The 12,152-nt window shown below is 52.0% G+C and carries 17 protein-coding genes; 6 read left to right on the plus strand and 11 right to left on the minus strand.

Annotated features, from left to right (window positions below; all coding sequences use genetic code 11):
* The first annotated feature begins 323 nt into the window (after positions 1 to 323).
* Entirely contained in the window at positions 324 to 878 is a 555-nt protein-coding gene (locus tag KIF87_RS22340; RefSeq protein ID WP_029740647.1) for a gamma carbonic anhydrase family protein, read from the plus strand.
* Here the strand turns inward: KIF87_RS22340 and KIF87_RS22345 are convergent.
* Genes KIF87_RS22345 through dprA form a run of 6 tightly spaced genes read right to left on the minus strand, consistent with a single transcriptional unit; the run spans position 854 to position 4,637 of the window.
* On the minus strand, positions 854 to 1,102 hold the full coding sequence (locus KIF87_RS22345) for a DUF1488 family protein (RefSeq protein WP_213330766.1): 249 nt from the start codon (positions 1,100 to 1,102) through the stop codon (positions 854 to 856). The genes KIF87_RS22340 and KIF87_RS22345 overlap by 25 nt on opposite strands.
* The gene (aroE, locus tag KIF87_RS22350; RefSeq protein ID WP_159515033.1) at positions 1,099 to 1,917 is read right to left on the minus strand and encodes a shikimate dehydrogenase; all 819 of its coding nucleotides are present in this window, start codon (positions 1,915 to 1,917) and stop codon (positions 1,099 to 1,101) included. The genes KIF87_RS22345 and aroE overlap by 4 nt, the downstream gene beginning before the upstream one ends.
* A 4-nt stretch (positions 1,918 to 1,921) precedes the next feature.
* Positions 1,922 to 2,494 (minus strand): L-threonylcarbamoyladenylate synthase type 1 TsaC, encoded by a 573-nt coding sequence (gene tsaC / locus KIF87_RS22355; protein WP_029740644.1) that lies wholly within the window; start codon positions 2,492 to 2,494, stop codon positions 1,922 to 1,924.
* Positions 2,487 to 3,041: a DNA topoisomerase family protein gene (locus tag KIF87_RS22360; protein WP_032662341.1), complete on the minus strand. Its 555-nt coding sequence runs from the start codon at positions 3,039 to 3,041 to the stop codon at positions 2,487 to 2,489. The genes tsaC and KIF87_RS22360 overlap by 8 nt, the downstream gene beginning before the upstream one ends.
* Positions 3,042 to 3,067: 26 nt before the next feature.
* Positions 3,068 to 3,541: a DUF494 family protein Smg gene (gene smg, locus KIF87_RS22365; protein ID WP_008503477.1), complete on the minus strand. Its 474-nt coding sequence runs from the start codon at positions 3,539 to 3,541 to the stop codon at positions 3,068 to 3,070.
* Positions 3,513 to 4,637 (minus strand): DNA-protecting protein DprA, encoded by a 1,125-nt coding sequence (dprA, locus tag KIF87_RS22370; protein WP_213330768.1) that lies wholly within the window; start codon positions 4,635 to 4,637, stop codon positions 3,513 to 3,515. The genes smg and dprA overlap by 29 nt, the downstream gene beginning before the upstream one ends.
* A gap of 127 nt (positions 4,638 to 4,764) precedes the next feature.
* Here dprA and def point away from each other — a divergent pair, with 127 nt between their 5' ends.
* The 5 genes from def (at position 4,765) to mscL (ending at position 9,542) form a co-directional block, all read left to right on the plus strand.
* The gene (def, locus tag KIF87_RS22375) at positions 4,765 to 5,274 is read left to right on the plus strand and encodes a peptide deformylase (RefSeq protein WP_008503479.1); all 510 of its coding nucleotides are present in this window, start codon (positions 4,765 to 4,767) and stop codon (positions 5,272 to 5,274) included.
* Between the two features lie 25 nt (positions 5,275 to 5,299).
* Positions 5,300 to 6,247: a methionyl-tRNA formyltransferase gene (fmt, locus tag KIF87_RS22380; RefSeq protein ID WP_213330770.1), complete on the plus strand. Its 948-nt coding sequence runs from the start codon at positions 5,300 to 5,302 to the stop codon at positions 6,245 to 6,247.
* A gap of 52 nt (positions 6,248 to 6,299) precedes the next feature.
* On the plus strand, positions 6,300 to 7,586 hold the full coding sequence (rsmB, locus tag KIF87_RS22385; RefSeq protein WP_213330772.1) for a 16S rRNA (cytosine(967)-C(5))-methyltransferase RsmB: 1,287 nt from the start codon (positions 6,300 to 6,302) through the stop codon (positions 7,584 to 7,586).
* 22 nt (positions 7,587 to 7,608) lie between these two features.
* Positions 7,609 to 8,985 carry a Trk system potassium transporter TrkA gene (trkA, locus tag KIF87_RS22390; protein ID WP_213330774.1) on the plus strand — a complete coding sequence of 459 codons (1,377 nt, stop codon included), beginning with the start codon at positions 7,609 to 7,611 and terminating at the stop codon, positions 8,983 to 8,985.
* Positions 8,986 to 9,131: 146 nt separating this feature from the next.
* The gene (mscL, locus tag KIF87_RS22395) at positions 9,132 to 9,542 is read left to right on the plus strand and encodes a large-conductance mechanosensitive channel protein MscL (protein ID WP_023309449.1); all 411 of its coding nucleotides are present in this window, start codon (positions 9,132 to 9,134) and stop codon (positions 9,540 to 9,542) included.
* Here the strand turns inward: mscL and KIF87_RS22400 are convergent, their stop codons facing one another.
* The 5 genes from KIF87_RS22400 to KIF87_RS22420 form a co-directional block, all read right to left on the minus strand.
* Positions 9,543 to 9,758, minus strand: a complete 216-nt coding sequence (locus KIF87_RS22400) for an alternative ribosome-rescue factor A (protein WP_023333665.1) — start codon at positions 9,756 to 9,758, stop codon at positions 9,543 to 9,545. It lies immediately after the preceding gene.
* A 57-nt stretch (positions 9,759 to 9,815) separates the two neighbouring features.
* Positions 9,816 to 10,241, minus strand: a complete 426-nt coding sequence (gene zntR, locus KIF87_RS22405) for a Zn(2+)-responsive transcriptional regulator (RefSeq protein WP_023333666.1) — start codon at positions 10,239 to 10,241, stop codon at positions 9,816 to 9,818.
* A 2-nt stretch (positions 10,242 to 10,243) separates the two neighbouring features.
* Positions 10,244 to 10,612, minus strand: a complete 369-nt coding sequence (locus KIF87_RS22410; protein ID WP_213330776.1) for a DnaJ family domain-containing protein — start codon at positions 10,610 to 10,612, stop codon at positions 10,244 to 10,246.
* Between the two features lie 107 nt (positions 10,613 to 10,719).
* Positions 10,720 to 11,103 (minus strand): 50S ribosomal protein L17, encoded by a 384-nt coding sequence (gene rplQ / locus KIF87_RS22415; protein WP_001216368.1) that lies wholly within the window; start codon positions 11,101 to 11,103, stop codon positions 10,720 to 10,722.
* Between the two features lie 40 nt (positions 11,104 to 11,143).
* Positions 11,144 to 12,133: a DNA-directed RNA polymerase subunit alpha gene (locus KIF87_RS22420; RefSeq protein ID WP_002919219.1), complete on the minus strand. Its 990-nt coding sequence runs from the start codon at positions 12,131 to 12,133 to the stop codon at positions 11,144 to 11,146.
* Between the last annotated feature and the right edge of the window lie 19 nt (positions 12,134 to 12,152).

Below are 12,152 nucleotides of genomic sequence, written 5' to 3' on the forward strand. Positions count from 1 at the left end.
AACGCGGCTTTCGCTCACCGTTGCGAGGTGGCGTATATTACGCTTTCCTCTTTCAGAGTCAACCCGTTATTTCAGGATTTTTTCTCTTCAACCGACCGGGTTGTTTGTGAAGTGATTCACATCCGCCGTGTCGATGGAGGCGCATTATAGGGATCCCATTTTTTAGCACAAGTATTTTTTAGATCTTTTTTTCCGACTGCTGATTTTCCGCGCTTTTCGCTGAAATCCCGCCCGATCTGCTTAAATATTGACGTATTTTGCCTTGCCTCGATCCATTACTATGATCAAAGTCTTCTGTATAGCGCTCATTGTTAGAGGTAGATATGCCCGCAGTATTACGTCCTTATAAAGATCTGTTCCCCCAAAAAGGCGATCGCGTGATGATCGATGCCAGCAGCGTGGTGATTGGTGATGTCCGAATGGCCGATGACGTCAGCATCTGGCCGCTCGTCGCCATCAGGGGAGATGTTAACTATGTGTCGATTGGTGCACGTACCAATATTCAGGACGGTAGCGTTCTGCATGTCACACACAAATCCTCCTATAACCCGGAGGGCAATCCCCTCATTATTGGAGAAGAGGTTACCGTCGGCCATAAAGTGATGCTTCACGGCTGCACTATCGGAAATCGCGTACTTGTTGGCATGGGGTCGATTTTGCTGGATGGCGTCATAGTAGAAGATGACGTAATGATTGGTGCCGGTAGCCTGGTCCCGCAGAACAAACGGCTGGAGAGTGGCTATCTCTATCTGGGAAGCCCGGTAAAACAGATCCGCCCCCTGAAGGAGGCAGAGATCGAAGGGTTAAAATACTCGGCGAACAACTACGTTAACTGGAAGAATGACTATTTGGATCAGGACAACCAAACCCAGCCCTGATCGTCTTCCTGTTGTTCGCGGATTAAATCGCTGGCTTCCTCTTCCAGATCCCAGCGATTTTCGCAAAATACCGCTATCGGGTTTGAACCGCCAAAACGACGTAACAGCGTTTCCCCATGAATGGCACAGGTAAGTTGCATCCCCTGCACCAGCACCGGAAAACAGACCGCTTGTTTACTCTCATCCCAGTTCTCTCTGTCCGGGAAATGAATAGCCTGGTTCACGCCGACAGCTCCTGCTTTAACTTTTCAATGACAGGTTCAACCGCAGGCAACACGCCATGCCAGAGCAGCACCGCATGCGCGGCCTGACCCACCAGCATTCCCAGCCCATCGGCTAACTGTTTCGCGCCGTGTTGTTCGCACCAGTTAAGGAAAGGCGTTTTCCCTTTCTGATAAAACATGTCATAGAAGTACATATGTGCGTTGACCAGAGAAGCGGGAATTGCCGGGATCTCGCCATTAATGCCGCTGGACGTGGCGTTGATGACAAGATCGAACTCACGATCGGCAAGATCGTCAAGCGCTACCGCGCTCACGCTACCGGTATGGGCAAACAACGCCGCTAGCGCTTCTGCGCGGGAAAAGGTTCTGTTGGTAATGGTCACCGCGCAGTCCAGTGAAAGCAGAGGCAACAGTACTCCCCGCGATGCGCCACCCGCACCAATCAGCAGGACCCGGAATCCGGGCTTAATAAACGACAGTCGTTCCAGATCGCTAAGTAAACCAATTCCGTCGGTGTTGTCCCCCAAAAGGCGGCCATCCTCAAGCCGTTTTAGGGTATTGACTGCACCAGCCAGTGAAGCGCGCTCGGTTAGCTCATCCGCACGTTCGAAGGCTTCCTCTTTAAAAGGGACCGTCACATTTGCGCCTTTACCGCCCGCAGCGAAAAAAGCCTCCAGCGTTGGAATAAATGCATCCACCGGTGCCAGTACGCGGCCATAGGGATGATTTATCTGCAGCTGCTTCGCAAATTGCTGATGGATCAACGGTGACTTGCTGTGTGCAATCGGATTACCAAAAACAGCATAGGTTTCCATGAGATTACCCCTGGCGAAAACGTTCGCCGGTCAAAGCGTCGCGAATTTCAGACGGATTCAGGCGCCCTCCCGTTTCACCGACAGCAACAGGGAAGTCATTCCCGAACTGCGCCAGTACTTCTTCGGTTGACCGACAAGGTGGCAATCCGGTCAGGTTGGCGCTGGTTGAGACCAGCGGTTTACCAAATGCCAGACAAAGCTCAACCACCAGCGGATGGTCAGTTACGCGAACGGCGAGGGAATCAAAGCGTCCGGTTAACCAGCGCGGCGTTGTCGGCTGCGCCGGGAAGACGAAGGTCACCGGTCCAGGCCACGCGGAGAAGATAGTCTCGCGCTGCGCCGGCGTCAGCATGGAGTCATCGATATAGGGTTTAAGCTGTTCGTAATTCGCAGCGATCAAAATCAGCCCTTTCTCGACAGGTCTTTGTTTTAAGGCAAGCAGACGGCTCACAGCCGTCTCGCTGTCAGGATCGCAACCGACCCCAAAAACAGCTTCAGTTGGATAGGCGATGACTTCTTCATTTTTCAGTACGTCCACTGCATGCGCAATGGAGCCTGATGGCAGGTTATTATTCACTATTTTGATCCGCCGTAACCGGCTTTCCACATTGTTTACTGGCGCAGAAGCGTTTCATGCCTTGCGCGGTTTTCTTCTCTATGAGTAGCGGATAATTGCAATGAGGGCAGGTTCCCGCTACCGGTTTAAAATTGATAACGAACTGGCATTCAGGATAGCGATCGCACGAATGGAAGGTCTTACCATAACGGGAGCGGCGCTGTACCAATTGACCACGTTGACACTGAGGGCACGCAATTGCCGTTTCATCAGGCTTATCAATTTGTTCCGTATGTTCGCATTCCGGGTAGCGGCTACATCCAATAAACATGCCGAAACGCCCCTGACGCAGGGCTAATTCACCACCGCAGACTGGACAAAACTGCCCCTCCAGAATTTTAACGATATGTCCATCCGCCTGGCTTTTCAGGGGACGGACATAATCACATTCCGGATAGTGTGAACAACCGAGAAACGGGCCGTGTTTCCCGGACCGAATAACAAGTTCAGCCCCGCACTGCGGGCAGGGCTCGTTTTTATGCACCGTGAATAGTGCTGATTTGGCCATAACAACTCTTGGTGCTGCACATTGAATTAGTGCAGCATACCTTCATTCACTTCAAAGAGTAATTCTTCCATTTGCTGATAGGCATTTTCACAGCCCGGGATATTAAACAGAACCATCAGGATCACCCACTTGAGATCTTCCAGTTCAAATTCTGCTGTATCCAGCGCCATGACGCGCTCTATCACCATTTCTCTCGTTTCGAGGTTCAGCACCTGAATCTGCTCAAGGAATAAGATGAACCCCCGGCAGCTGGCGTCCAGCCTTTCACACTCTTCTGCGGTATAAATGCGTACTGACAATGGGTCAGAAGCAAGCTGCATCGGTTCGGCGAGGCCTTCCTGATAATCAGCCAGTTTTTCCAGCCACATCAACGCATTATAGATATCTTCCCGCTCAAACCCCGCATCGGTAAGATCCTGTGTTAATTTGTCCTGATCCACTCGCATTTCTGCTTCGTTATGGATGTAAGTCTCAAACAAATACATCAGTACGTCGAACATGGCATGCCCTCCTTAATCGGACATAGCCGCCGGGTACAGCTGCGATCCACCCTGCTAACTCCAGTTCGAGTAGCTGTGCTACCGTTACTGGCACAGGTTGGCCGGCACGTTCAGCGACAACGTCAACAGGTGTTACCTCATCTCCTACGTTAGCCAGGAGCTTGGGAAATGGCAATGCCACCTTTCCCTGATCTGATGAATATTGTCGCTTTTCGGGATCTTCCTGTAGCCATTGCAACCCATATTGCAAATTTTCAAGAATATCCCCTACTTCCGTTACCGGTGTTGCCCCTTGCTTAATCAGCCAGTGGGGCCCCTCGCATCCGGGGTTGCCTATCGGACCAGGCAAGGCGAAGACTTCTCGCCCTTGTTCGAGCGCGCATCGCGCCGTGACCAGCGAACCGCTTCTCCGCGCAGCTTCAACGACCAGCACGCCTTTGCTAAGCCCGCTGATAATGCGATTACGACGCGGAAAGTTTGCCGGCCTGGGCTGCGCGGAAAGCGGGAACTCCGACACTATCGCGCCGTCAGATTCAATAAGCCGCATCGCCAGTGCCTGATGTCGGCGTGGATAAATACTAAAAAGACCGTTCCCGAGCACCGCTACACTTCGACCTTTAACTGACAGCGCCGCGCCGTGGGCAACGCCGTCAATACCGCAGGCAAGCCCGCTGGTGATCGTGAAACCGCTTTGTGACAATTGTTCGCACAGGAATTTCCCCCATCGCTCGCCGTACCATGACGGCGCACGACTGCCTACCACCGCCAGTTGAACCGTATTAAGCGCCTCAGGGTTACCTTTTACGAATAATGCCCCGGGATAATCAGGAATCGTTCGGAGTAAAGGGGGATAAAGCGGATGGTTGGCCGTCAATAAGTGATTTCCCGGCTGCTCAAGCCACATCAGGCTACGTTCCAGCTCGCTCTCGTCTGGCGCAAAGAACCGTTCAACCTGCTTTGCTGTCAGCCCGGCGTTCCTGGCGACGAGCGCATTGATGTTTCCCTGCTTCTGCAGTCGCGCAGCCGCTTCCAGCATTACATCACCACATAGAGACCCTGTATGTATTAGCCGTAGCCATATCTCGGTAGACGTCATCCTTTCCCCTGCCATAAGCGGCCTCCGCAATCATTGCGATTGGTCACTGATGCTGTCAATCGATGGGGGATTTGTCTAGAATAGAGAGAGTATTCTTATCAACTCCTGAACACGACTCTGGAAATTTATGGCAGTTTTGCAAGTGTTACATATTCCGGACGAGCGCCTTCGCATCGTCGCTGAACCGGTCAAAGAAGTGAATGCAGAAATCCAGCGTATCGTTGATGATATGTTCGATACCATGTACGCCGAAGAAGGCATTGGCCTGGCGGCGACGCAGGTGGACATTCACAAGCGTATTATCGTGATTGATGTTTCTGAAAATCGCGATGGCCGCCTGGTGCTGATCAACCCTGAGTTGCTCGAAAAGAGTGGCGAAACCGGTATTGAGGAAGGCTGTCTGTCCATTCCTGAACAGCGTGCTTTAGTGCCGCGTGCCGAAAAAGTGAAAATTCGCGCCCTGGATCGTGACGGTAATCCGTTCGAACTGGAAGCAGACGACCTGCTGGCGATTTGTATTCAGCATGAGATGGATCACCTGGTCGGTAAACTGTTTATCGATTATCTCTCGCCGCTGAAACAGCAGCGTATTCGTCAGAAAGTAGAAAAACTGGATCGTTTGCGTTCTCGCGCATAACGTCCCCCCGGATACAAGGATCATCGTGTCTAAAACACTACGAATTATCTTCGCGGGAACTCCTGATTTTGCAGCGCGTCATCTTGACGCGCTGTTATCTTCTGGTCACCAGGTTGTTGGCGTCTTTACCCAGCCGGACCGTCCTGCAGGTCGCGGTAAAAAACTGATGCCGAGCCCAGTAAAGGTACTGGCAGAAGAGCATGGGCTACCCGTTTTCCAGCCCGTATCGTTACGCCCACAGGAAAATCAGCAGCTGGTTGCTGACCTGAATGCCGACGTAATGGTGGTGGTGGCTTACGGTTTAATTTTGCCGAAAGCTGTGCTCGATATGCCTCGCCTGGGGTGCATCAACGTGCATGGGTCTCTGCTCCCGCGCTGGCGTGGTGCTGCACCTATCCAACGCTCGCTGTGGGCAGGTGATGCCGAAACGGGCGTTACTATTATGAAGATGGACGTAGGTTTAGACACCGGCGATATGCTGTATAAACTGGCCTGTCCCATTACGTCAGACGATACCAGCGCCACGCTGTATGACAAACTGGCAGACCTCGGTCCACAAGGGCTTATCGAGACGCTCCAGCAGCTGGCTGACAATACGGCGAAACCGGAAGTTCAGGATGAGGCACTGGTGACGTATGCCGAAAAACTGAGCAAAGAAGAAGCGCGGATCGACTGGTCCCTGTCAGCCGCTCAACTTGAACGCTGCATTCGCGCTTTTAATCCGTGGCCAATGAGCTGGTTGGAGATTGATGAGCAGCCGGTGAAAGTCTGGAAAGCCTCCGTCATTAGCGGTACTACCACCGCTGAACCCGGTACGATTGTTGACGCCAACAAGAACGGGATCCAGGTGGCGACTGCGCAAGGGATCTTGAATCTTGAATCGCTACAACCGGCCGGTAAGAAGGCCATGAGCGCCCAGGATCTGTTAAATTCCCGTCGCGAATGGTTTATTCCGGGCAATCGTCTTGCCTGAGCAAATTTATCCTTAAGGCCCGGTGTTTCCGGGCATTTTTATTTTTACGGTTATGAAAAAACAAAATCTACGCAGTATGGCGGCTCAGGCCGTTGAGCAGGTTATCGAGCAGGGCCAGTCATTAAGTAACGTCCTGCCTCCTCTGCAACAAAAAGTCTCTGATAAAGACAAAGCCCTGCTTCAGGAGCTCTGTTTTGGCGTTCTGCGCACGCTTTCTCAGCTTGAGTGGTTGATTAACAAGCTGATGTCACGCCCAATGACAGGCAAGCAGCGCACCGTACACTATTTGATTATGGTGGGCTTTTATCAGCTTCTTCATACCCGCATCCCACCTCATGCCGCGCTGGCTGAGACGGTGGAAGGTGCCGTTGCGATTAAACGCCCTCAGCTGAAAGGGCTGATCAACGGCGTACTGCGTCAGTTCCAGAGACAGCAGGAAGAGCTTCTGGCTGAATTTGCCCAAAGCGAAGCACGTTTCCTGCACCCGGACTGGCTGTTGAAGCGCCTGAAAAAAGCTTATCCTCAGCAGTGGCAGGAAATTGCCGATGCCAACAACCAGCGTCCGCCAATGTGGTTACGCGTGAATCGAAATCACCACACCCGTGACGCATGGCTGGCATTGCTTGGAGAAGCTGGAATGAGTGGATTCCCGCATGACGCCTATCCAGATGCTGTACGCCTGGCCTCACCGGCACCGGTGCATGCATTACCCGGTTTTGATGAAGGCTGGGTAACCGTACAGGACGCCTCGGCTCAGGGCTGCATGACCTGGCTTGAACCCAAAAATGGTGAGCAGATCCTCGATCTGTGCGCCGCGCCTGGGGGCAAAACGACGCATATTCTTGAAGTGGCTCCGCAGGCCAGCGTAATGGCAGTGGACGTCGATGAACAGCGCCTCTCACGCGTCTACGACAACCTTAAGCGTCTTGGCATGAAGGCTCAGGTTAAGCAAGGCGATGGACGCAAACCCGCAGAATGGTGTGGTGAAACACAATTCGATCGCATTTTGCTGGACGCTCCCTGCTCTGCAACCGGTGTTATTCGTCGTCATCCGGACATCAAGTGGCTACGCCGCGATCGTGATATTAAGGAACTTGCCCAACTGCAATCCGACATTCTCGACGCCATTTGGCCACATCTTAAACCTGGCGGAACGCTGGTCTATGCAACCTGCTCCGTGCTGCCGGAAGAAAACAGCCAGCAAATCGCGGCCTTCCTAAAACGTACCCCGGACGCCACGCTGCGCGATACGGGAACGCCTGAATCCCCGGGTCTGCAGAACCTGCCGGGTGCTGAAGAGGGTGATGGCTTCTTTTACGCTAAGCTAATCAAAGAGTGATGTTGAGAACAGGTCACGAGATATGAAGATTATCATTCTGGGTGCAGGACAGGTGGGCGGAACGCTGGCGGAAAACCTGGTTGGCGAAAACAACGACATCACAATTGTTGATACCAACGGCGATCGTCTGCGTGTCTTACAGGACAAGTTTGACCTGCGCGTGGTGCAGGGTCATGGTTCGCACCCACGCGTTCTTCGTGAGGCGGGTGCCGACGATGCCGACATGCTGGTTGCGGTAACCAGTTCTGACGAAACCAATATGGTGGCCTGTCAGGTGGCCTACTCGCTTTTCAACACGCCAAACCGAATCGCGCGTATTCGCTCTCCGGACTATGTTCGCGATGCTGAGAAACTGTTTAATTCTGAAGCGGTCCCGATTGACCATCTCATCGCGCCAGAACAGCTGGTTATCGACAATATCTATCGCCTGATCGAATATCCGGGCGCCCTACAGGTGGTGAACTTTGCCGAGGGTAAAGTGAGCCTGGCAGTGGTTAAGGCCTATTACGGCGGACCATTGATCGGTAATGCGCTTTCCACCATGCGCGAGCACATGCCGCATATCGATACGCGCGTCGCAGCCATCTTCCGTCACGACAGGCCAATCCGCCCGCAAGGTTCCACGATTGTCGAAGCAGGTGATGAGGTCTTCTTTATTGCTGCCTCACAGCATATTCGTGCGGTGATGAGTGAACTTCAGCGTCTCGAAAAACCGTATAAACGCATTATGCTGGTCGGCGGCGGCAATATTGGTGCAGGTCTGGCACATCGGCTTGAAAAAGATTACAGCGTGAAGTTGATCGAGCGCGATCAACAGCGTGCTGCAGAACTGGCAGAAAAACTGCAAAATACGATCGTATTTTATGGCGATGCGTCGGATCAGGAGCTGCTGTCTGAAGAGCATATTGATCAAGTTGATCTCTTTATTGCCGTCACCAACGACGACGAGGCGAATATAATGTCCGCCATGCTCGCCAAGCGTATGGGAGCAAAGAAGGTCATGGTGCTCATCCAGCGCAAGGCGTATGTCGATCTGGTTCAGGGCAGCGTCATTGATATTGCCATTTCGCCGCAGCAGGCGACAATTTCCGCGCTCCTGAGCCATGTTCGTAAAGCGGATATTGTCGGTGTGTCATCGCTCCGCCGCGGCGTAGCGGAAGCCATAGAAGCTGTTGCTCACGGAGATGAAACCACGTCACGCGTCGTGGGCCGGTCGATCGACGAAATTAAGCTGCCGCCAGGCACGATTATCGGCGCCGTTGTGCGCGGGAACGACGTCATGATTGCCAATGACAATTTACGTATTGAGCAAGGCGATCACGTTATTATGTTCCTTACCGATAAAAAGTTTATTACCGACGTCGAACGTTTATTCCAGCCAAGTCCATTCTTCCTTTAAAGATTTGGGTGCTCGAGTAAGAGCACCCGTACTTTATCCTTTTCATTTCTGTGCCTTTTATTTTTCATAACGTTTAATTATCCCGAATGGCAATTGGCTAATCATTTGTTAAACTTATACTCGTCAGCTGGCACAAGGAGAGAACAATGAGTTTTATTAAAGAATTTCGCGAATTTGCGATGCGCGGGAACGTGGTGGATTTGGCAGTGGGTGTCATTATTGGTGCAGCATTCGGCAAGATTGTTTCATCATTAGTGGCCGACATTATCATGCCACCTTTAGGGCTCTTAATCGGGGGCATCGATTTCAAACAATTCGCTTTCACGCTGCGTGAAGCGCAGGGTGATGTTCCGGCAGTAGTAATGCACTACGGCGTATTTATTCAGAACGTATTTGATTTTGTGATTGTCGCGTTTGCCATTTTTATGGCTATCAAGCTGATCAACAGGCTCAACCGTAAAAAAGAAGAGCCGGCTGCTGCACCTGCACCAACGAAAGAAGAAGTGCTGCTGAGTGAGATCCGCGATCTGTTAAAAGAGCAGAATAACCGCGTATAATCAACAGATAAAAGCAGGAAGGCCAGTGGTAAATAAGCGATTCGCTTGCTTGCCACTGGCCTCCCAGTTACCCCGTTTTTCATGTTTGTCTTTACGCAGATAACTTCCTTTCCCTTTTTTATTCTTCTCAACGCGCTGCCTGAATAACGGGTCGTGAAGTAACGCCTCAATGGCATTGTCCTTTATTTGTCCTTTCGTGTGCTGATAGCGGCTCATAATGTCTCCAGAGCAGGGTTTATGACGACGGGAGTCTAGACCCGGATGAACTAAAAATCAACAGCCCTGTTTTTCTCCACTCGCTCCCTGTTCAAGGGCTTCGAGAATTGAACAGTAAATACTGCTGTGGGCCGTCCCGCAGCAGGCATCATTCAGCCTTTGCAGAGAGCGCTGCATGGTTTGCAATTCCTGAATGCGTGCTTCAACTTCATCCAGCCGGGCCTGCACAATGCTTTTAGATTCCTGGCAGGTGTGATGCTCCGGATCGATGCGGATCGATAATAACTCACGGATCGAATCCAGCGTGAAGCCGAGCTGACGCGCATAACGAATAAACCGCAGTCGCTGCAGATCGTTATCGGTATAAAGGCGGAAGCCTCCTTCTGTACGAACTTCATGATCGATCATCTGCTGCTTTTCGTAATATCGGATGGTATCCGGCGTGACGTTCGCAAGCTTCGCAAGTTCACCGATACGGTACATAACTACTCCTCGTTTATTTTCTGCATCAATCTTTCACCGTATTCACCGCGAAGAAAATCAGTGTTCATCCCAGCCTGGCGCAGCTTGAGTTCAAGCAGGGTGAGGCGGCGACTAAGTTCAGAGTATCGCGGATCGTCATGCCGGATCCCGTTGAGAAGATCGGCCAGTTCTACAGCCTCTCTGCGCTGTTCGAGCTCAGGAGGGAGACAGCCGGCATTTTTCAGTAAACGGTATCCAGCACGCAGTTCAGGCGCGATGTGAGAATCATCGTCAAGCACAAGGGGTTCGCCGCTACCCGGGAGATCGTCGAATTCACCTTTTCTTTGGGCATCGCGAATATAGCGTTCTGCCCACTGGTCGAGCAACCACATTACCAGCTCCAGGGGATGAACAGAATTGATACAGACATTGTAGAGAAGTGGGGGTATCGCGGATATAAAAAAACCCGCCGAAGCGGGTTTTTTTACGTTACTGCAGATTACTCTGCAGCAGCTTCTGCTTTCTCTGAACGATCAACCAGCTCGATGTAAGCCATCGGCGCGTTGTCGCCTGCACGGAAACCACACTTCAGAATGCGAGTGTAACCACCGGCACGGCTCGCGAAACGCGGGCCCAGTTCGTTAAACAGTTTTGCCACGATCTCGTTATCACGAGTACGGGCGAATGCCAGACGACGATTAGCAACGCTGTCAGTCTTGGCAAGAGTAATCAGCGGCTCAACTACGCGACGCAGCTCTTTCGCTTTAGGCAGGGTCGTCTTGATGATCTCATGACGAACCAGTGAACCTGCCATGTTGCGGAACATAGCCTGGCGATGGCTGCTGTTGCGGTTCAGTTGACGACCACTCTTACGATGGCGCATGACCTTATCCTTCTCAGTAAAACCTTAACCTGTGATCCGGTTACTCGTCAGCAATGCTTGCCGGTGGCCAGTTTTCCAGGCGCATGCCCAGAGACAGACCACGTGAAGCCAGCACGTCTTTAATCTCAGTAAGAGATTTTTTACCCAGGTTCGGCGTTTTCAGCAACTCAACCTCGGTACGCTGTACCAGATCACCGATATAGTGGATAGCTTCTGCCTTGAGGCAGTTAGCAGAGCGGACAGTCAATTCGAGATCGTCAACAGGGCGCAGCAGGATCGGATCGAATTCTGGTTTCTCTTCTTTCACTTCCGGCTGACGTACATCACGTAAGTCAACGAAAGCTTCCAGTTGTTCTGCCAGGATGGTTGCCGCACGACGAATCGCCTCTTCAGGATCGATTGTGCCGTTGGTTTCCATTTCGATGACCAGCTTGTCCAGGTCGGTACGCTGTTCTACACGCGCTGCTTCAACATTGTAGGCAATACGCTCTACAGGGCTATAGCATGCGTCGACCAGCAGACGGCCGATTGGGCGCTCATCTTCTTCCGAATGAATTCGGGCAGAAGCCGGCACATAACCACGACCGCGCTGAACTTTGATACGCATGCTAATAGCTGCGTTCTCATCGGTCAGGTGGCAGATCACGTGCTGCGGCTTGACGATTTCAACATCACCGTCGTGGGTGATGTCGGCTGCAGTCACAGGGCCAATGCCAGATTTATTCAGAGTAAGAATAACTTCATCTTTACCCTGAACTCTCACCGCCAGCCCTTTCAGGTTGAGCAGGATTTCAAGGATATCTTCCTGAACGCCTTCTTTGGTGCTGTACTCATGAAGTACACCATCAATCTCAACCTCGGTCACCGCGCAACCCGGCATCGATGAGAGCAGAATACGGCGCAGTGCGTTACCCAGAGTATGGCCAAAGCCACGCTCTAAAGGCTCAAGGGTCACCTTGGCGTGCGTCGAACTCACTTGCTCGATATCTACCAGGCGCGGTTTTAGAAACTCTGTCACAGAACCCTGCATTGTGTCCTCTCTTTGGTAC

The organism is Enterobacter sp. 120016, from assembly GCF_018383635.1.
Lineage (GTDB): Bacteria > Pseudomonadota > Gammaproteobacteria > Enterobacterales > Enterobacteriaceae > Enterobacter > Enterobacter asburiae_D.

Excerpts from the sequence above, each read along its gene's own strand:
- KIF87_RS22340 (WP_029740647.1), top strand. The coding sequence starts at position 324 with ATGCCCGCAGTATTACGTCCTTATAAAGATCTGTTCCCCCAAAAAGGC.
- aroE (WP_159515033.1), bottom strand. The coding sequence starts at position 1,917 with ATGGAAACCTATGCTGTTTTTGGTAATCCGATTGCACACAGCAAGTCA.
- KIF87_RS22360 (WP_032662341.1), bottom strand. The coding sequence starts at position 3,041 with ATGGCCAAATCAGCACTATTCACGGTGCATAAAAACGAGCCCTGCCCG.
- smg (WP_008503477.1), bottom strand. The coding sequence starts at position 3,541 with ATGTTCGACGTACTGATGTATTTGTTTGAGACTTACATCCATAACGAA.
- dprA (WP_213330768.1), bottom strand. The coding sequence starts at position 4,637 with ATGACGTCTACCGAGATATGGCTACGGCTAATACATACAGGGTCTCTA.
- def (WP_008503479.1), top strand. The coding sequence starts at position 4,765 with ATGGCAGTTTTGCAAGTGTTACATATTCCGGACGAGCGCCTTCGCATC.
- rsmB (WP_213330772.1), top strand. The coding sequence starts at position 6,300 with ATGAAAAAACAAAATCTACGCAGTATGGCGGCTCAGGCCGTTGAGCAG.
- trkA (WP_213330774.1), top strand. The coding sequence starts at position 7,609 with ATGAAGATTATCATTCTGGGTGCAGGACAGGTGGGCGGAACGCTGGCG.
- mscL (WP_023309449.1), top strand. The coding sequence starts at position 9,132 with ATGAGTTTTATTAAAGAATTTCGCGAATTTGCGATGCGCGGGAACGTG.
- KIF87_RS22400 (WP_023333665.1), bottom strand. The coding sequence starts at position 9,758 with ATGAGCCGCTATCAGCACACGAAAGGACAAATAAAGGACAATGCCATT.
- zntR (WP_023333666.1), bottom strand. The coding sequence starts at position 10,241 with ATGTACCGTATCGGTGAACTTGCGAAGCTTGCGAACGTCACGCCGGAT.
- KIF87_RS22410 (WP_213330776.1), bottom strand. The coding sequence starts at position 10,612 with ATGTGGTTGCTCGACCAGTGGGCAGAACGCTATATTCGCGATGCCCAA.
- rplQ (WP_001216368.1), bottom strand. The coding sequence starts at position 11,103 with ATGCGCCATCGTAAGAGTGGTCGTCAACTGAACCGCAACAGCAGCCAT.
- KIF87_RS22420 (WP_002919219.1), bottom strand. The coding sequence starts at position 12,133 with ATGCAGGGTTCTGTGACAGAGTTTCTAAAACCGCGCCTGGTAGATATC.